The sequence below is a fragment of the Methylopila turkensis genome (assembly GCF_027922325.1).
Lineage (GTDB): Bacteria > Pseudomonadota > Alphaproteobacteria > Rhizobiales > Methylopilaceae > Methylopila > Methylopila turkensis.
In genome coordinates, this window is sequence record NZ_BSFL01000003.1 from 960623 (window position 1) to 977923 (window position 17301).

The 17301-nt window shown below is 69.4% G+C and carries 17 protein-coding genes and 1 other RNA gene; 8 read left to right on the forward strand and 10 right to left on the reverse strand.

What is annotated here, in order from left to right:
• From PKE78_RS15725 to PKE78_RS15745, 5 genes are all read right to left on the reverse strand, one after another.
• Complete coding sequence (locus PKE78_RS15725; protein ID WP_271201844.1) at positions 1–999, reverse strand: NAD-dependent epimerase/dehydratase family protein; 999 nt, start codon at positions 997–999, stop codon at positions 1–3.
• A gap of 39 nt (positions 1000–1038) precedes the next feature.
• An RNA gene (gene rnpB / locus PKE78_RS15730) (RNase P RNA component class A) lies at positions 1039–1448 on the reverse strand.
• Between the two features lie 154 nt (positions 1449–1602).
• Positions 1603–2217, reverse strand: a complete 615-nt coding sequence (locus PKE78_RS15735; RefSeq protein WP_271201845.1) for a lytic transglycosylase domain-containing protein — start codon at positions 2215–2217, stop codon at positions 1603–1605.
• Positions 2218–2644: 427 nt separating this feature from the next.
• A complete protein-coding gene (locus PKE78_RS15740; protein WP_271201846.1) occupies positions 2645–3400 on the reverse strand; it encodes an N-acetylmuramoyl-L-alanine amidase in 756 nt (251 codons plus the stop codon).
• The gene (locus PKE78_RS15745; protein WP_271201847.1) at positions 3397–4137 is read right to left on the reverse strand and encodes a TerB family tellurite resistance protein; all 741 of its coding nucleotides are present in this window, start codon (positions 4135–4137) and stop codon (positions 3397–3399) included. Before PKE78_RS15745 ends, PKE78_RS15740 begins: the two co-directional genes overlap by 4 nt.
• A gap of 196 nt (positions 4138–4333) precedes the next feature.
• Between PKE78_RS15745 and PKE78_RS15750 the strand changes: the two genes are divergently transcribed.
• Positions 4334–5134: a polysaccharide deacetylase family protein gene (locus PKE78_RS15750; RefSeq protein WP_271201848.1), complete on the forward strand. Its 801-nt coding sequence runs from the start codon at positions 4334–4336 to the stop codon at positions 5132–5134.
• Here the strand turns inward: PKE78_RS15750 and PKE78_RS15755 are convergent.
• Complete coding sequence (locus tag PKE78_RS15755) at positions 5121–6473, reverse strand: Nramp family divalent metal transporter (RefSeq protein WP_271201849.1); 1353 nt, start codon at positions 6471–6473, stop codon at positions 5121–5123. The two genes, PKE78_RS15750 and PKE78_RS15755, sit on opposite strands and share 14 nt — an antisense overlap.
• Before the next feature lie 306 nt (positions 6474–6779).
• On the opposite strand from PKE78_RS15755, the gene ppdK reads away from it, so the two are divergent.
• Together ppdK and panB are read left to right on the forward strand one after the other, a co-directional pair.
• Positions 6780–9473 carry a pyruvate, phosphate dikinase gene (gene ppdK / locus PKE78_RS15760; RefSeq protein WP_271201850.1) on the forward strand — a complete coding sequence of 898 codons (2694 nt, stop codon included), beginning with the start codon at positions 6780–6782 and terminating at the stop codon, positions 9471–9473.
• Between the two features lie 203 nt (positions 9474–9676).
• Entirely contained in the window at positions 9677–10537 is an 861-nt protein-coding gene (panB, locus tag PKE78_RS15765; protein ID WP_271201851.1) for a 3-methyl-2-oxobutanoate hydroxymethyltransferase, read from the forward strand.
• A gap of 15 nt (positions 10538–10552) precedes the next feature.
• Here panB and PKE78_RS15770 read toward each other — a convergent pair whose 3' ends face one another.
• Positions 10553–11392: an extensin-like domain-containing protein gene (locus PKE78_RS15770; protein WP_271201852.1), complete on the reverse strand. Its 840-nt coding sequence runs from the start codon at positions 11390–11392 to the stop codon at positions 10553–10555.
• Between the two features lie 346 nt (positions 11393–11738).
• Here PKE78_RS15770 and PKE78_RS15775 point away from each other — a divergent pair, with 346 nt between their 5' ends.
• Complete coding sequence (locus PKE78_RS15775; protein WP_271201853.1) at positions 11739–12341, forward strand: cysteine hydrolase family protein; 603 nt, start codon at positions 11739–11741, stop codon at positions 12339–12341.
• A gap of 33 nt (positions 12342–12374) precedes the next feature.
• Here the strand turns inward: PKE78_RS15775 and PKE78_RS15780 are convergent, their stop codons facing one another.
• On the reverse strand, positions 12375–12830 hold the full coding sequence (locus PKE78_RS15780) for a GatB/YqeY domain-containing protein (RefSeq protein ID WP_271201854.1): 456 nt from the start codon (positions 12828–12830) through the stop codon (positions 12375–12377).
• Positions 12831–12972: 142 nt separating this feature from the next.
• Between PKE78_RS15780 and carA the strand changes: the two genes are divergently transcribed.
• The 3 genes from carA to PKE78_RS15795 all read left to right on the forward strand — a co-directional run bounded on the left by carA (position 12973) and on the right by PKE78_RS15795 (position 15365).
• Positions 12973–14172 (forward strand): glutamine-hydrolyzing carbamoyl-phosphate synthase small subunit, encoded by a 1200-nt coding sequence (gene carA / locus PKE78_RS15785; protein ID WP_271201855.1) that lies wholly within the window; start codon positions 12973–12975, stop codon positions 14170–14172.
• Positions 14173–14277: 105 nt separating this feature from the next.
• Positions 14278–14811, forward strand: coding sequence for a hypothetical protein (locus PKE78_RS15790; RefSeq protein ID WP_271201856.1), 534 nt, complete (start codon positions 14278–14280; stop codon positions 14809–14811).
• The gene (locus tag PKE78_RS15795) at positions 14790–15365 is read left to right on the forward strand and encodes a GNAT family N-acetyltransferase (RefSeq protein WP_428981278.1); all 576 of its coding nucleotides are present in this window, start codon (positions 14790–14792) and stop codon (positions 15363–15365) included. The genes PKE78_RS15790 and PKE78_RS15795 overlap by 22 nt, the downstream gene beginning before the upstream one ends.
• 24 nt (positions 15366–15389) lie before the next feature.
• On the opposite strand, the gene PKE78_RS15800 is transcribed toward PKE78_RS15795, so the two are convergent.
• The gene (locus tag PKE78_RS15800) at positions 15390–15974 is read right to left on the reverse strand and encodes a cupin domain-containing protein (protein ID WP_309299114.1); all 585 of its coding nucleotides are present in this window, start codon (positions 15972–15974) and stop codon (positions 15390–15392) included.
• 241 nt (positions 15975–16215) lie between these two features.
• On the opposite strand from PKE78_RS15800, the gene PKE78_RS15805 reads away from it, so the two are divergent.
• Entirely contained in the window at positions 16216–16419 is a 204-nt protein-coding gene (locus tag PKE78_RS15805; protein WP_271201858.1) for a cold-shock protein, read from the forward strand.
• 77 nt (positions 16420–16496) lie between these two features.
• Here the strand turns inward: PKE78_RS15805 and PKE78_RS15810 are convergent, their stop codons facing one another.
• Positions 16497–17291, reverse strand: coding sequence for an SDR family NAD(P)-dependent oxidoreductase (locus PKE78_RS15810; protein ID WP_271201859.1), 795 nt, complete (start codon positions 17289–17291; stop codon positions 16497–16499).
• Positions 17292–17301: the final 10 nt, after the last annotated feature.

Here is a 17301-nt window from a genome sequence, read left to right on the forward strand (position 1 = left end):
TCAGACGATGGTCGTCTGCGGCGTCAGGCCGTGCAGGTCCGGGCGGTCGCGGAACCACGCGACGAAGCGGCTGACGCCGTCTTCGAGCGGAGTGGAGGGCGCGAAGCCGTAGTCCGCCATCACCCGGGAGGTGTCGGCGGAGGTCAGCGGCACGTCGCCGGGCTGCTCCGCGACAAGCCGGATCTTCGCCTTCACGCCGGCGGAGCGCTCGATGATGTCGACAAGGTCGGTCACAGGCACCGGCGACGAGTTGCCGATGTTGTAGATGCGGTGGCTCGATGCGCCGGCCGCGAACACCGGCCGCTCCACCATGGCGACGATGCTGCGCACGACGTCGTCCACATGGGTGAAGTCGCGCAGGCCCCGCCCCTGGTCGAACAGCGCGATCTCGCGCCCGTTCAGGATGGCGTCGGAGAACGACCAGTAGGCCATGTCGGGGCGCCCCCAGATCCCGTAGACCGTGAAGAAGCGCAGGCCGATCTGGCGCAGGCCGTAGAGGTGGGCGTAGGCCGAAGAGGCGAGCTCGTTGGCGCGCTTGGTCGCGGCGTAGAGCGAGGACGGCGTGTCGGCGCGATCGTCCTCGTGGAACGGGGCCTTGTTGCGCGCGCCATAGATCGAGCTCGACGAGGCGTAGACGAGATGCGCCTCGGGCGCCTGCCGGCGCACCGCCTCGAGCATGGAGACATGGCCGAGGTCGTTCGAGTGGATGTAGGCGAGCGGATTGTCGATGGAGTAGCGGACGCCCGCTTGGGCCGCGAGATGGACGACCGCTTCCGGCCGGACTTCACGAAACAGGTTCGCGAGCCCCGCCGCGTCGGCCACGTCCTGCTCAACGAAGCGCACGTTCTTCGGCAGCGCAGCAAGACGCTCGTGCTTCAGGCGCACCGGATAGTAGGGCGTGAGATTGTCGAGGCCGGTGATCTCGTGACCGAGAGCCGCGAGCGCCGTCGCGACGTGGAAGCCGATGAAGCCGGCCGCGCCGGTGACGAGCACGCGCATTCTTGATCGTTCCCCCTCCCGCGCGGGCCACGCGGGTCAAGCGCCAGTCGGCCTGTAAGCCGGGTTCTGTATGGCGCAAAAGCCCGGCGGAACCAAGCCCTTGCGCGTGACGGCCATTCCTCTGGGACGCCCATTGCTGGACGCCTCTAGCAACCAACCCGAGCGACGACCTGGAAGAAGGCCCGCCTCCGCGCGAACGCGGGGGCATGTCGCTCCTATTCGGTTTTGCTCCCGGCGGGGTTTGCCGTGCCGCTCCCGTTACCGGCAGCGCGGTGCGCTCTTACCGCACCCTTTCACCCTTACCGCAGATGCGAACATCCGCGGCGGTCTGCTCTCTGTGGCACTTTCCCTGGGGTCGCCCCCGCCGGACGTTATCCGGCGCCGTTCTTCCATGGAGCCCGGACTTTCCTCCCCGGCGTTGAAACCGGAGCGGCCGTCCGGCCGACTGGCCGCGCCCTTGTGCGGGGACCGCGGCGCGCGGTCAAGCCGCGCTGAAACGCCGCGCGCCCGAGCCGCCTCGGACCGGACCCCACGCAAAACCTGGGGAGTCCGGTTCCGGGCGGCCCGGGCGCGCGGAACGTCGGCGACGATCGCCGTCGCGTCTCAGGATTTCGGCTTGTCGGCGCTCGCGTCGGCGGTCACGCGTTCGCCGGCGGGGAATCCCTGGGCCATGAAGCGCTTCACCTTGGCGCAGTAGACCGCGCCCGCGCGGGTCACGCCGCGCACGCCGTGTCCGCCCTGGTATTTGGACACCGCCCCGCAGGTGCTGCCGCCGGACTTGGCGACGGCGCCGGCGAGATACTTCATGCCGTAGCGCAGATTGGTGCTCGGCTCGTAGAGAGCCTGCCGGCTGCCGCGGAAGCCCATGCCTTTGGCGGTCTGGTAGCTCAGCTGCATCAGGCCGATGTAGCCGCCGGGCCCGGTGGCGCGCGGCTTGTACCGCGACTCGACTTTGACCACAGCGTGAGCGAGCGCCGGGCTGACGCCGGCCTGACGGGCCGCCTGGGTCACCATCGCAGGAATCGAGCCTGTCGGCACCGCTACGGCGGCTGAGCGGTCGACCGAGCCGGTGGTCGAGGGAATCTCGACTTCACGCCGCAACGCGACCATCTCGGTCTTCGCCTGCAGGCGGCGCGACGCCGCGCGACGGGCGATCCGGCGCTCGGTCTTTGCGACGGCCCGGACCGACGTCCGCGAGGTCGCGCGCTTCGGAGCCACATTGGGGCGGCTCGCTTGCTTCACCTCGGCGGTAGCTGGGGCAGCCGGCTGGCCGGCGCTCCGCGCAGAGGTGAAGGCTGCGGCGGAAGCGCGGACTTGTGATCCCGTGGTGAAGCTCGGAACCTTGCCCCCGCCTCGGGTGTTAACGGTCCGTTCAGACGTTCTGACTGCTGCGATAGTCGAGTTCGGCTTAACTTGAGATTTCGAGGAAACGCTTGCCCCCCGGGCAAGTCGTTCATTAATCGGCGCGGCGTTCGCCGAGGCGACGGTCGCCGCTAGGATCGCGACGACGATCGTCGATTTACGCATAAACTCACTCCCCTATGCGTTTTGCATGCGGGGACCAAAGCCTTGCGAAAATGACCTGAGATCGACCTTGGTTAGGTCGCTTCTTGTCAGGGGTGTGACGAGAAAAGGGCGATCGGGCCTATCGTTCCGGCCGGGCCGCGAGCAGGTTGCGCAACGTGTCGCAGGTCGAGAAATCCGCGACGCCGTCCACGCGCGCCTGCCGGAAATGGCGCTGGAAGGCCCGCACCACGGCGGCCGTCCCTGGCCCAAAGCGGCCGTCGATCTCGAGCCCGTATCCGTAGAGACTGAGCAGGGTCTGAAGCTGCTCCACAGGGTCTCCCTCCTCGCCGGCCGCAAGACCCCCGCCGTCGTCGATCGGCGTCGGAGCGACCCAATGGCCGACGCCCGCCGCGGCGAGCCGGTCCCACGGAAACTTCTCGCCAGGGTCCTCCTTTCGCTGCGGCGCAACATCGGAATGCGCCAAAACACGCTCAGGTAGAATCCGCCGGCGGGCGCAAATGTCGCGGGCCAGCGCGATCACGGCGTCGACCTGCGGCTGTGGAAAATCGGGATAGCCGAACTCGTGGCCCGGGTTCACGATCTCGACGCCGATCGAACGCGCGTTGACGCCGGTCTCGCCCTCCCAGGACGAGACGCCGGCGTGCCACGCTCTGAGCTCTTCGGGCACGAGCTGCAGCACGCGGCCGTCCTCAAGCACCACGTAATGGCAGGAAACCTTGCTCGCCTCTTCGCACAGGCGCGCGACGGCGGCCTCGGCGGTCGCCATGCCGGTGTAGTGCATCAGCAGGATATCCGGCTCCGCGCCGCGTTCGTCGTGGTTCGCGGCCGGCCTGACCTCGTCGACCAGCGGACTGTCGGGCGCGAACGCGGTCACGCGAGCTTCCTCTCGGCGCGGATCGCGTCCCAGGCGGCGTTGACGGCCGCCAGCTTGTCGGTGGCGATCCGCACCGCCTCGGCCGGAAGGCCACGGGCGAGCGCGCGGTCCGGATGGTTTTCCGCCACCAGAGCGCGGTGGCGGCGCTTCAGATCGTCGTCCGAGGCCGCGGGGTCCGCGCCGAGCACGGCGTAGGGGTCAGCCTCCGCAAGCCGCATGTGACGGCCGAGAGCGCGGCGAAGTCTCACCGGCTCCAATCCGAAGATGCGGCCGATATCGGCGAGATAGGCGGCCTCGGCCTCATGCACCGCGCCGTCTGCCGCGGCGATGTGCGCGAGGCCGTGCAACACGTCCTCGAGCGTCGCCGGCTCGTCCCGAAACAGGCTGGCGAGCTGGGCTGCATAAGCTTCGTATCCGGCGACGTCGCGCTTGGCGAGATCGAAGACCTGCGTGACGCGGGGCAGATCGGCCTCCGCGATCTGGAACACGCGACGAAACGCCTGAACCTCGACACAGACCACCGCACCGTCCGCCTTCGCCATCTTCGCCGCGAGCGCGATCACTCCCATGGTGAAGGCGAAGGCGCGCTTCTCGTCCTCCCGCGCCGCCAGAGCGGCGGGATCGGTCTCCCGGTCGAGCAGGAAGTGGCCGGCGATGGCGCCCGCGAGCGCGCCGAGCGGCCCTCCGAGCGCGAGCCCCGCGGCCGCGCCTCCAAGCTTTCCCCAGAACGATGTCACGTCAGCGCCGAGCTCCTCGATTCGTGCGGACTTTAACGCCCCTCCGGCGCGAACGCGCCATTGCGCTCAGCGCTCGGCCGGTCCGCGGTTTTGCGGATCGCCTCCATGGCGTCCGGCCGGCATAACGTACGGCGGGATCGTCGCGCGGCGCGGCGGTTCAACGGTTCGGTAAGCGCCGCCAGAGACGATTTAAGGCATGCCCTCGCATCTCCGCGCCGCCGCGGCGCTCGCCGCCCTGCTCTGCGCCGCGCCCGCCGCCGCCTCAGATCTCGAGCCCCGGCTGACGCTCGCCGGTCCCGGCGCGAGCGCGCGCACCGTGGCGCTGACGCTCGACGCCTGCTCCGGCGCGACCGACCATCGCGTGCTCGACCTCCTGATCGCGGAACGCATCCCGGCGACGGTGTTCGTCACCCGCCGCTGGCTCGACGGCAACGCCGCGGCGCTGAAGCTGCTGCTCGCCCATCGCGACCTGTTCGAGATCGAGAACCACGGCGACGCCCATGTCCCGGCGATCACCGACCGGCCGACCATGTTCGGAATCCGCACCGCCGGCGCGCTGGAGGCCGTCCGCCGGGAGGTCGAAGGCGGCGCGGAGGCGATCGAGGCCGCGACCGGCTCCCGCCCGCGCTGGTACCGCGATGCGACCGCGCGCTACAGCCGCGACGCCCTCACGGCCATCCGCGCGGACGGCTACGCGATCGCCGGATACTCCTTGAACGCCGACATGGGCACCTCTCTCATGGCGCCGATGGTCGCGCGCCGGGTCGCTGCGGCGAAGAACGGCGACGTCATCATCGCCCACGTCAACCAGCCCGGCCGCGCCGCGGGCTCCGGCCTCGCCGAAGGCCTCAGGGCGCTGAAGGCCTCCGGGGCTCGCTTCGTGCTGCTGCGCGACGCCGAGACCCGCACGGACGACGGTCCCGCCATCGGGCCGGTCGTGGCGCGCAGCCGGCCGCCCGGCGCCGCCGAACCCGCGTCCGGCGTCACGCGCCACTGAGGAAATCGACCACCAGCTTGACGTTGAGCGCGACGATCACGGCCGCGACCAAGCCCGCCGTCACGCTCATCCAGCGCGGCGCGACGAAGCCCCCCATCTTGACGCGGCTGGCGGTGAACCACACCAGCGGGATGATCGCGAACGGCAGTTGCAGGCTGAGCACCACCTGGCTCAGCACCAGCAGGCGGGCGGTGCCGCTTTCTCCGTAATAGAGAGTGACGAGGATGGCGGGCACGATCGCGATCGTGCGCGTAATCAGCCGGCGCAGCCACGGCGCGAGCCGGATGCGCAGGAACCCCTCCATCACGACCTGGCCGGCGAGCGTCGCCGTAACCGTCGAGTTCAGGCCGCAGCACAGCAGCGCCACGCCGAACGCGGTCGCCGCGATCGCGCCGCCGAGCAACGGACCGAGCAGCGTGTGCGCCTCGCCGAGTTCCGCCACCTCGGTGTTGCCGGTCGTGTGGAAGGCGGCCGCCGCGAGGATCAGGATCGAGGAGTTGATCAGGAAGGCGAAGGACAGCGCGATGGTTGAGTCGAGCGTCGCCCACTTGATCGCCTCGCGCTTGCCGGCCTCGGTGCGCTCGTAGCCCCGGGTCTGCACGACCGAGGAGTGCAGGTAGAGATTGTGCGGCATCACCGTCGCGCCGACGATGCCGAGCGCGATGTAGAGCATCGCCGGATTCTGGACGAGCTCGATGGTCGGCGCGAGGCCGCGGATGACGGCGCCGAGGTCCGGATCGGCCATGGCGAGCTGGATCGCGAAACAGGCGGCGATCACGAACAGCAGGCCGATGACGAAGGCTTCGATCCAGCGGAAGCCGATGCGCTGAAGCATCAGCACGAGGAACACGTCGAGCGCGGTGATGACGACGCCGATCTCGAGCGGGACGCCGAACAGCAGGTTCAGGCCGATCGCGGTGCCGATGACCTCGGCGAGGTCGGTGGCGCAGATCGCGGCTTCGGCGAGAATCCAGAGCACGAAGGCGACCGGCTTCGGGAAGGCGTCGCGGCAGGCCTGCGCGAGATCGCGCCCCGCCCCGACGCCGAGCCGCGCGCACAGCGCCTGCAGCAGCATCGCCATCAGCGACGACAGCGCGACCACCGCCATCAGCGAGTAACCGAACTGGGAGCCGCCCGCGAGCGAGGTCGCCCAATTGCCGGGGTCCATGTAGCCGACGGCGACAAGGTAGCCCGGCCCGAAGAAAGCGAGGAACCGGCGGAGCCGCGTGCGCCCGCCGACCCCGACCGAGCCATGCGCCTCCTGCAGCGACGGCGCGCCAGGTTGCCCCCGCCAGCCTGAAAGCGGGGAAGGCGCAGACGTCTGCGGGACGTCGATCATGGGAGGATCGCTCGCATTCTAACAATGGGCCTTGAACGCTTCTGACTATCGTTCGCAACTGCAACATTGCAAGGCGCAGACGGCGAGAGAAGATGTATAGGGGTGCGCCTTGCTTTTGCGCGACCGCGCGGCTGATGTGAGCAGCCGCAGCAAGACCCTGGTGTTCCAGGCGCCAGAGTGCGACTTAAGCATTCCTCCTTAAGTCGCGGTGCGACATCTTGCCTTTGCTGCGGCGCCGTGCAAGCTGCCGTCGCGGTGGGGCGCCGGCAGGCGATCGACCTTTGCGGCTATTCGGAGAAACGCTTGATGACAAAGTGGGTGCTCACCTTCGGCGACGGTCGTGCGGAAGGCCGCGCCGAGCTGCGCGAGCTTCTCGGCGGCAAGGGCGCGAACCTGGCTGAAATGGCGAATCTCGGCCTGCCCGTGCCGCCCGGCTTCACCATCACGACCGAAGTCTGCACCCACTACTACGACAACGGCCGGAGCTACCCCTCCGAGCTGGCGGCCCAGACCGAGGCGGGCCTCGAGCACATCCAGAAGATCACCGGCCGCGTCTTCGGCGACGCCGAGAACCCGCTGCTGGTGTCGGTGCGGTCGGGCTCGCGCGCTTCGATGCCGGGAATGATGGACACGATCCTCAATCTTGGCCTGAACGACGTGACCGTCGAAGGGCTCGCCAAGGGCTCCGACAACCGCCGCTTCGCCTATGACAGCTACCGGCGCTTCATCCAGATGTACTCCAACGTCGTGCTCGACGTGGACCATCACCAGTTCGAGGACATCCTCGAAATGACCAAGGAGCGGAAGGGCGTCTCCGAGGACACCGAGCTCGACGCCGACGATCTGGTCAAGCTTGTCGAGGCCTACAAGGCGAAGGTGCTGAAGGAGACCGGCGCGTCCTTCCCGCAGGATCCGCGCGACCAGCTCTGGGGCGCGATCGGCGCCGTGTTCGCGTCCTGGATGAACGCGCGCGCGATCACCTACCGCCGCCTGAACGGCATCCCCGAGAGCTGGGGCACCGCGGTCAACGTGCAGGCCATGGTGTTCGGCAACATGGGCGACACCTCGGCCACCGGCGTCGCCTTCACGCGCAATCCGTCGACCGGCGAGAACCGTCTCTATGGCGAGTTCCTGATCAACGCGCAGGGCGAGGACGTGGTCGCGGGCATCCGCACCCCGCAGCCGCTGACCGAAGCCGCCCGGATCGAGGGCGACGTGAACGCCCCGTCGCTGGAAAAGCGTCTGCCCGAAGTGTTCGAGGAGTTCGTCCGCGTCTCGCAGGCGCTGGAGAGGCACTACCGCGACATGCAGGACCTCGAGTTCACGGTCGAGCGCGGCAAGCTGTGGATGCTGCAGGCCCGAAACGGCAAACGCACCGCCAAGGCCGCCCTCAAGATCGCGGTCGATCTCGCGAGCGACGGCACGCTGACGCGCGAGGAGGCCGTGGAGCGGGTCGACCCGGCTGCGCTCGACCAGCTCCTCCATCCCACGATCGATCCGAAAGCGGAGCGCAAGATCATCGCGACCGGCCTGCCCGCCTCCCCCGGCGCCGCGCGGGGCGAGCTCGTGTTCTCGTCGGAGGCCGCGGAGGCCGCAGTCGCCGCCGGCAAGAAGGTCATCCTCGCCCGCACCGAGACCTCGCCCGAAGACATCAATGGCATGCATGTCTCGGAGGGCATCCTCACCACGCGCGGCGGCATGACGAGCCACGCCGCGGTCGTCGCCCGCGGCATGGGCAAGCCGTGCGTCTCCGGCGCGGGCATGCTGCGCATGGACGAGAAGGCCGGCACGCTGACCGTCGCGGGCCGCGTGTTCCGCGAGGGCGACGTCGTCACCATCGACGGCTCGACCGGACAGGTGCTCGACGGCCCGGTCGCCATGATCCAGCCGGAGCTCTCCGGCGACTTCGCGACGCTGATGCGCTGGGCCGACGAGGTCCGCCGCATGGGCGTGCGCGCCAACGCCGAGACCCCGGACGACGCCCGCGCCGCCCGCCGCTTCGGCGCCGAGGGCATCGGCCTCTGCCGCACCGAGCACATGTTCTTCGACGACAAGCGCATCGTGGCGATGCGGGAGATGATCCTCTCCGACGACGAAGCCGGCCGCCGCAAGGCGCTGGCGAAGCTGCTGCCCTATCAGCGCGCGGACTTCGTGGCGCTCTTCGAGATCATGAAGGGCCTTCCCGTCACGATCCGCCTGCTCGACCCGCCGCTGCACGAGTTCCTGCCGCACACCGAGAAGGACATCGCCGAGGTCTCGGCCGCCATGGGCGTGCCCGCCGACAAGCTGCGCAACCGCGCCGCCGAGCTGCACGAGTTTAATCCGATGCTCGGCTTCCGCGGCTGCCGTCTTGCGATCGCCTATCCCGAGATCGCCGAGATGCAGGCGCGCGCCATCTTCGAGGCCGCGATCGAGGCCGCCAAGTCGACCGGCGCCGCGGTGACGCCGGAGGTGATGGTGCCGCTCGTGATGGGCCGGCCGGACTTCGACTTCGTGAAGGCGCGCATCGACGCGGTGGCGCAGGAGGTCGAGAAGGAGACCGGCGAGAAGCTCGTCTATCAGGTCGGCACCATGATCGAGCTGCCGCGCGCCTGCATCAAGGCCGACTCGATCGCGGAGACGGCGGAGTTCTTCTCGTTCGGCACCAACGATCTGACCCAGACCGCGCTCGGCATCAGCCGCGACGACGCCTCGGCCTTCCTCGGCCCCTACGTGGCGAAGAAGCTGCTGCCCTACGACCCGTTCGTGACCATCGACCGCGACGGCGTGGGCGATCTGGTGCGGCTCGGCGTGGAGCGCGGGCGGTCCGTCCGCCCGAAGATCAAGCTCGGCATCTGCGGCGAGCACGGCGGCGATCCGGATTCGATCGCCTTCTGCGAGGAGGTCGGGCTCGACTACGTGTCCTGCTCCCCGTTCCGGGTGCCGATCGCCCGTCTCGCCGCCGCGCAGGCGGCGCTGAAGGCGCGCAAGGCCACGACCCGCAAGGCCGCCGTGGCCTGACGCTTTCCCGGCCCCCCGGCCCGCTGTCCGGATCGGGGAGGCCGGAGCCTGCAACGAAGTAATCGGCGCTTTCCCGACGCCGAGGCGATAAAACACTGGCGAAAGCGGCGCGCGGCGACCAAATCTCGGGCGCCGAAGGCCCCCGGTCTCGATGGGAGGGGCCGGCCGGCGGCGACAGTCGCCGCCCGGAGGATTGGACGCTCATGAGCGCGCACACCAAGCCGCCGCTGACCGCGGCCTCGACCAAGCCTGTCACCGTCGCCGCGATCCGCGCAGCGAAGGGGGGCACGCCGCTGGTCTGCCTCACCGCCTACACGACCCCGGTCGCCGAGGCGCTGGACCAGGCGAGCGATCTGCTGCTCGTCGGCGACAGCCTCGGCATGGTGGTCTACGGCCTGCCGAGCACGATCCCGGTCACGCTCGACATGATGATCGCCCATGGCGCGGCGGTCGTGCGCGGCGCGAAGCGCGCGCTGGTGGTCGTCGACCTGCCGTTCGGCTCCTATCAGGAAAGCCCGGCGCAGGCGTTTCGCAACGCCGCGCGCATCCTCGCCGAGACCCGCTGCGGCGCCGTCAAGCTCGAGGGCGGCGCGGTGATGGCGGAGACCATCGCCTTTCTGACCCAGCGCGGCGTGCCCGTGCTCGCCCATATCGGCCTGCAGCCGCAGTCGGTGAACGCGCTCGGCGGCTACTCCGCCCGCGGCAAGCTGTCGGCGGAGGCCGAGACCATCCTCGCCGACGCCCGCGCCGTGACCGACGCCGGCGCTTTCGCCGTGGTGGTCGAGGGCGTCGTCGCGCCGCTTGCGGCCCGCATCACCGAGACCATCCGCGTGCCGACCATCGGCATCGGCGCCTCGGCTGAATGCGACGGCCAGATTCTCGTCACCGACGACATGATGGGCGTGACCTTCGGCCATGTGCCGAAGTTCGTGCGCAAATACGCCGAAGTTGGCGCGACGATGAAGGCGGCCGCGGAAGCCTACGCGGCGGACGTGCGCGAACGCCGGTTCCCTGCGGAAGAGCACCTCTACGGCGCGCCGAAGCCGAAAATCGCCGCGGGCTGACCGGCCTTTAGTCCTTCAGTCCTCGCCCTCGTCCCATCCCGGCGGAGGCTCCATGATCTCGACGTCCCGGCGCGGCCGGATCGAGCCGGTCGGGCCGTCGAACGGCGCAGCCTTCGGCGCGTAGCTGATCGCGGGCTCCTCGGCGAGCGGAGCGACCTCCGGCTCGGGCGGCAGATCGGGCACGACCGGCTTTGGCCGGCAGTAGGCGCGGCGCCCGGCCGGGTCGTGGCGCGCGAGGTCGAGGTGCAGGTGGTTCTCGTGGTGGCCGTCGCTGCCGGGGCCGAGCACGGTCTTGAACGCGCCGCAGGCGCCGGCGGTCACCTCGCGCAGGAAAGCCTGAGCCTCCGGCGTTCCGTTCCGCCAGTCCTTCAGCACGGAGATTTCGCGGCCGTCGGCCAGCACGAAGCCGCCGATGTCGAGGCCGTTGCCGAAGGCGTGCTCGGAGAGCTTGCCGCCGCGCTTGTTGTTGCGGGTGCGGCAGGCGTAGGAGGCCATGTTGCGGACCTCGACCACGGCCACCCCGAAGCGAGCCTGCGCCGCGGGCTGCACGCTGCGGACCATCCAGTCGTTCAGCACCGCCGTCATGGGGCAGCCGAGCCGGGCCGACGGCTGCACGCCCACCGATCCGTCGGCGAGCGCATAGACCCGGAACGGGCGCTCCAGCCCGCAGACGCCGGGTCCGTCGATCTCGTCGATCGGCCGCGTGAAATCGGTCTTGGTCACGAGTTTGGCGGCGATGCAGGCGGCTTCGACCTTGCCGCGCCACGGCTCGCGTTCCTCGCCGTCGAAGAAGCCGCAGCCGGATACGGCGGCGACCGCGCAGAAAGCCAGACCAAGACGACGCCATGTCCGCATGGCGCGTAAAATGCCGCGCGTTCTCTTAACGCCGCCTCAATGACCTCGGCCCGCAAGACACGGGCCGCCGGCGCCGCGGCGCATGGCGGACCCGCTTCCCAGCTCTTGTCTATTGAATGAATAGTCTTTATGCACTCGGCTGTGAAAAGGGAGCTTCCCCGATGAGCGCTGTGAAAAGCATCGATGTCATGGCCGTCGTCGCGGCCTTCACCTTGGTCGGCGCCATCGTCCTTGGGGCGTTCTGACGCCGGCTGGGCCGATCTTGGCCTAATGGGCCGATGCCGGAGCCCGGCCGCCGCTCCATGATGGACGTCCGATCGATTCGGGACCTCTCATGGAGAGCGGCATGACCGACGCCCCCAAAACCCTTCGCGACCTCTCCGGCGCTTCGCCCCAGCCGGCGTCTCTCGCCGACGCGACGCTGGTCGTGATCGACGCGCAGAACGAATATGTCGAAGGGCCGATCGCCCTGCCCGGCTCCGCGCCCGCGCTGGACGCTATCGCCGACCTTCTGGCGCAGGCGCGCGCCGCGGAGACCCCGATCGTTCACGTCGTCCACCGCGCTCCGGCGGGCATCTTCGTCGAGGGCTCCAAGGGCGCCGAGATCGCGCCGGAGGCCGCCCCGCGAAGGGAGGAGCCGGTGTTTTCGAAGACGCTCCCGAACGCCTTCACCAACGCCGATTTCGATCTGGCGTTGAAGGCGCTCGGCCGCAAGAACCTGATCCTCGTGGGATTCATGACGCACATGTGCGTCGACTCCACCGCCCGCGCGGCGGTCGACCTCGGCTACGGCGTGACGATCGTGGAGAACGCCACCGCGAGCCGCGCCCTGCCCGGCGCCGTCGGCAAGCCGGCGCGTTCGGCGGAAGAGGTTCACGACGGAGCGCTGGCCGGGCTCGCGGACCTGTTCGCCGTCGTCGCGCCGAACGCTGCCGCTCTAGGGAAGTGACGAGGACGGCGGCCCGCGCGGGCCGCCCGGGCCTCAGCCGCCGGTGAGCTTGGCCTTGATCGCGCCGTTCGCGGCCGCGAAATCCATCGTGCCGGTGTGCTTCGCCTTCAGCACGCCCATGACCTTGCCCATGTCCTTCATGCTGGCGGCCCCGGTCTCGGCGATGGCGGCGTCGATCGCCGCGGCGACCTCCGCGTCCGACATCTGCTGCGGCAGGAACTCCTGGATCACGGCGATCTCCGCCTTTTCCTTGGCGGCGAGTTCGGGGCGGGCGTTCTGCTCGTAGATCGAGGCGCTCTCCTGGCGCTGCTTGATCATCTTCGCGAGAAGCTGCTTCAGCTCGTCGTCGGTCGCCGTGCCCTTGCCGGCGCCGCGGGCCTCGATGTCGCGATCCTTGATGGCCGCGCCGATCAGGCGGAGTGTCCCCGTGCGCTCCGCGTCGCGGGCCTTCATGGCGTCCTTGAGGGCGGCGCTGATCGCCTCACGCATCTTTTTCGTCCTTACAGATTGACCGCGGGCCGCCCCAAAAAGGCAGTCTAACGTTGACGCTTCGGGGCGCGGCGCCTAGGTTCCGGCCGCATCGGCGCGTCAGGCGTCGGCGCGTGATCGCGCGACGGGACTTAAGACAATCATGGCTCACGAACAAGACGCCGCTCACGGCGGCTGGGACGAAGCGCGCCCCACGGCGCGGCTGCTGCTCGCCGACGGCACCCTGATCGAGGGCGACGGCCTCGGCGCCGTCGGCGCCGCCGCGGGCGAGCTCTGCTTCAACACCGCGATGACCGGCTATGAGGAGATCCTGACCGATCCGTCCTACGCCGGCCAGATCATCACCTTCACCTTCCCGCACATCGGCAATGTCGGCGTGAACGACGACGACGTCGAGACCGTGAACATGGCGGGAGCTTCGGGCGTGCGCGGCGCGGTGTTCGCGGCCGACGTGACCAGCCCGTCGAACTGGCGCGCGACCCGCGACCTCGACGCCTGGCTGAAGGCGCGCGGCATCGTCGCGATCGCCGGCGTCGACACCCGCGCCCTGACCGCGCTCATCCGCGAGAAGGGCATGCCGAACGCGGTGATCGCCCACGCGCCGGACGGCCGCTTCGACGACGTCGCGATCAAGTCCGCGCTCGACGGCTTCGCCGGCCTCGAGGGGCAGGACCTCGTGCCGCTGGTCGGCGCCACCCAGCGCTACGGCTGGGATGAGGCCGGCTGGACCTGGCCCGGGGCCTATGGCGCGCGCCCGGAGGGCGTGGAGCCGAAGCGCGTCGTCGCGGTCGATTACGGCCTCAAGCGCAACATCCTGCGCATGCTGACCACAGCCGGGTGCGAGGTCACCGTCCTGCCGGCGACCGCGACCGCCGAAGAGGTTCTCGCGCTCGATCCCGACGGCGTGTTCCTGTCGAACGGCCCCGGCGACCCGGCCGCCACCGGCGCCTACGCCGTGCCGATGATCCAGGGCGTGCTCGAGAAGAAGATCCCGACCTTCGGCATCTGCCTCGGCCACCAGATGCTGGCGCTCGCCGTGGGCGGGACCACCAAGAAGATGCGTCAGGGCCATCACGGCGCGAACCACCCGGTGAAGGATCTCACCACCGGCAAGGTCGAGATCACCTCCATGAACCACGGCTTCGCGGTCGACCGGGACAGCCTGCCGGCGAGCGCGCGCGAGACCCACGTCTCGCTGTTCGACGGCTCCAATTGCGGCATCGAGCTGACCGACCGACCGGCCTTCTCCGTGCAGCACCATCCCGAGGCCTCGCCCGGCCCGCAGGACAGCCACTACCTGTTCCACCGCTTCGTCGGGATGATGGACGAGCGAAAGGCCTGAGCGGCCGCGGGCAGGCGCGAGGCCGGGCGCTCGCGATTTCGGGGGCTGTCGCGTCGCCCCCGTCCGCCTAGTATCCCGACGTCGACCACACGTCAGGACTACCGCATGCCGCGTATCGCCCTGATCTCAGCCGGCTTGGCCGCCGCGCTCGCTTTGGGCGCCGGCGTCTACCTGCTCCGCGCCTCCGCGCCCGCCCGCGTCGAGACCGCCGCCGCGCCTGCGGCGCCGACAGCGTCGCCGGAGCCTGCCGGTCCGCCGAAGGTCGCCCTCTACTGCCAGTTCTACGTGTTCGTCGAAAGCCGGCCGTTCGTGGCCTTCCTGTTCGACCAGTCGCCCGAGGATCGCGGCCTGTACCGTCAGGTCTACGTAGCCAAGGCGGACGGCGACCGCACCGACTACAACGCCGCGACCGGCGGCCAGCCGGAATGGCGCTTCATCGCCGACGTCGAGCCGCCGCGAATCGTGGGCCGCGTGACCGTCCCGGACAACTCGCAGGCCGGCGTCGCGGAACAGGACATCGCGATCGAGCTGCGGGAGGGCTTCGACGCCGCGCGCGCCGACCAGACCTGGTACGAGGCGAGCCTCAAGAGCATCTATTACCAGAACCTGCCTGGAAAATGCCGGCAGGCCGCGGCGTGAGCAGCCTCGACTCTTTCTCGCTACGCGACGCCGACGAGGACGACGTCGCGGCCATCGCCGCGATCTACGCCCATCATGTGCTGACCGGCCTCGCCTCCTTCGAGGAAGAGGCGCCATCGGCGGCCATCATGATCGAGCGGATGGCGGCGGTGCGTCAGGCCGGCCTGCCCTACATCGTCGCGGTCGAGAACGGCGGCGCCGGCCGCGTGCTGGGCTACGCCTACGCCGCGTCCTACCGCGCGCGTCCGGCCTATCGCCACACGATCGAGGATTCGGTCTATGTCGCCCACGACGCGCTCGGCCGCGGCGTCGGCCGTGCGCTGCTTGGCGAACTGGTGGCGCGCTGCGACTGCGGCCCCTGGCGGCAGATGGTGGCGGTGATCGGCGATTCGGCGAACGCCGCGTCGGTCGGCGTCCACGCCGCGCTCGGATTTCGCAACGTCGGCGTGTTGGAGGCCGTCGGCTTCAAGTTCGGCCGCTGGGTCGACACGGTGCTGATGCAGCGTCCGCTGGGCGATGGCGCAGACACTCTTCCATCGTCGCCAGGGCGATAAGAGGGCGCGGCTCACTACCCGGACTTACTTCCCTTCTGAAGATCTGATCCAAGCCTTTCGCAGGCCGCCTTCGGCCCCAAAGACGGGATCGGTCGCAGGGATGGGCGTCGCTCGAATGCGGGCGAGCGCGGCGTCGTGCTCGGATGCGTCGCGGATCAGGTCATAGGGCTGATCCGCCGGGTAGGCGCCGACGACGAGGAAGTCGTCGCTTGCGCCGACCCGCTTGTGGCCTGTGCCCGCCGGCAGCACCGCCACGTCGCCCGCCTCCAGCCGCAGCGTTTCGCCGCCCTCGCCGCCGAATCTGATCTCGCCCCAGCCCTGAGCCACCGCCAGAGCCTCGTGGCAGGTCGAATGGTAGTGATGGAAAGCGTAGACGCCGTTGCGCCAGAAGCCGCCCCAACCGTTTGCGCCGAACAACGCTTCGGCGGCGACGGCGGGTTCGTCGCCGCCGGCTTCAAAGGCCTTCCGGTGCACGAGCAGCGGCCACTCCGGATGGTTCGGGATCGACCCGTCATCGACGAAAGTCAAAGCCGATGCCGCCGGCTTGTCACCCATTGATTTCAACGCCTTGATCTCCTTGGAGACGCTCTCCGCCGCCCCGTTCGACAACGGCTCGCGCGCCCCGCGGTTCCGTCCCGAAGCCCCGGCGGAAGCTTGACGCGACCCACCACCTGTGCGCCATAGTCGCACCAGCAATCAGATGTTTGGACGCCTTGTCTGGCTTGCATGCGGCGTGACGCCGAAAGCGACTGCCTCTACGACACGAGCCAAATTCGGATTGTGCCCGGCCGAAGCCTCGTCGAGAGGATGCGGTCAAATGCGCACACGCGCTTGTCCAGTGGAGGCGATAATGCCGAGCGGCACCGTCAAGTTCTTCAACACCCAGAAGGGTTATGGCTTCATTCAGCCGGTCGACGGCTCGAAGGACGTCTTCGTCCACATCTCCGACGTCGAGCGTTCGGGCCTTCACACCCTCGTCGAGGGCCAGAAGGTCGCGTTCGAAGTCGTCATGGAGCGTGGCAAGACCAAGGCCGCGAACCTCAAGGCCGAGTGATTTCGGCCCCGAGGCCCTTCCAGGCTTCAGGACATATCGCGACGGGGCGCTCCTTGAGGAGCGCCCCGTTTGCGTTTTCAGGCCTTCGAACGCTGCAGCTCGTGCGCCAGCCGGCGGGTGAAGCCGCGCGAGACGAAGCGGGTGGAAAGCGCCGCCGCCTTCGGAAGCGAGCCGGGAATGACGATGGCCCTTCTAGCCTGGAAGCCGTCGAAGCCCGCTTTGGCGACGTCGGCGGCGGACACGACGCCCGTCTTGAACAGGCGGGCGTTCTTCGCGCCGGCGACCTCGCCGAACTCGGTCGGCGACGGGCCGGGGCAGAGCGCGGTGACGGTCACCCCCTGCCGCCGCGATTCCTCGAACAGCGCCTCCGAGAACGACAGCAGATAGGCCTTGGTGGCGTAATAGACCGCCATCTCCGGACCGGCCTGGAACGCCGCAAGCGAGGCGACGTTCAGAACGCCGCCGCGGCCGCGCGCCAGCATGCCCGGCAGGTACATGCCCGCGAGTGCGGTCGGCGCCGCGACGTTGACCGCCACCATTTCCAGCTGCCGGTCGAGCGGCTGCTTCGCGAACGGCCCAAGCGAACCAAATCCGGCGTTGTTCACCAGCACGTCGATCACATGGCCGCGGCGGCCGACCTCAATCCCCAGCTCCCGCGGCCCCTCCGGCTTCGCAAGATCGGCCGTGACGACATCGATTTTCGTAGCGTGCTTGGTCCAGAGCTCCTCTGCGAGCGCCTTCAGCCGATCCTCGCGCCGCGCCGTCAGCACCAGATGGTCGCCGTTGGCGGCGAACAGCCGCGCGAGCTCCGCGCCGATGCCCGACGACGCCCCCGTGACCAGAACGGTGCGGTTGTTTTCGAAGAGCCCCATGCGACAGTGT

What these genes read in the sequence shown, in the direction of transcription:
- PKE78_RS15725 (WP_271201844.1), bottom strand. Translation starts at nt 999, where the DNA reads ATGCGCGTGCTCGTCACCGGCGCGGCCGGCTTCATCGGCTTCCACGTC.
- PKE78_RS15750 (WP_271201848.1), top strand. Translation starts at nt 4,334, where the DNA reads ATGCCCTCGCATCTCCGCGCCGCCGCGGCGCTCGCCGCCCTGCTCTGC.
- PKE78_RS15755 (WP_271201849.1), bottom strand. Translation starts at nt 6,473, where the DNA reads ATGATCGACGTCCCGCAGACGTCTGCGCCTTCCCCGCTTTCAGGCTGG.
- ppdK (WP_271201850.1), top strand. Translation starts at nt 6,780, where the DNA reads ATGACAAAGTGGGTGCTCACCTTCGGCGACGGTCGTGCGGAAGGCCGC.
- panB (WP_271201851.1), top strand. Translation starts at nt 9,677, where the DNA reads ATGAGCGCGCACACCAAGCCGCCGCTGACCGCGGCCTCGACCAAGCCT.
- PKE78_RS15770 (WP_271201852.1), bottom strand. Translation starts at nt 11,392, where the DNA reads ATGCGGACATGGCGTCGTCTTGGTCTGGCTTTCTGCGCGGTCGCCGCC.
- PKE78_RS15775 (WP_271201853.1), top strand. Translation starts at nt 11,739, where the DNA reads ATGACCGACGCCCCCAAAACCCTTCGCGACCTCTCCGGCGCTTCGCCC.
- PKE78_RS15780 (WP_271201854.1), bottom strand. Translation starts at nt 12,830, where the DNA reads ATGCGTGAGGCGATCAGCGCCGCCCTCAAGGACGCCATGAAGGCCCGC.
- carA (WP_271201855.1), top strand. Translation starts at nt 12,973, where the DNA reads ATGGCTCACGAACAAGACGCCGCTCACGGCGGCTGGGACGAAGCGCGC.
- PKE78_RS15790 (WP_271201856.1), top strand. Translation starts at nt 14,278, where the DNA reads ATGCCGCGTATCGCCCTGATCTCAGCCGGCTTGGCCGCCGCGCTCGCT.
- PKE78_RS15795 (WP_428981278.1), top strand. Translation starts at nt 14,790, where the DNA reads ATGCCGGCAGGCCGCGGCGTGAGCAGCCTCGACTCTTTCTCGCTACGC.
- PKE78_RS15805 (WP_271201858.1), top strand. Translation starts at nt 16,216, where the DNA reads ATGCCGAGCGGCACCGTCAAGTTCTTCAACACCCAGAAGGGTTATGGC.
- PKE78_RS15810 (WP_271201859.1), bottom strand. Translation starts at nt 17,291, where the DNA reads ATGGGGCTCTTCGAAAACAACCGCACCGTTCTGGTCACGGGGGCGTCG.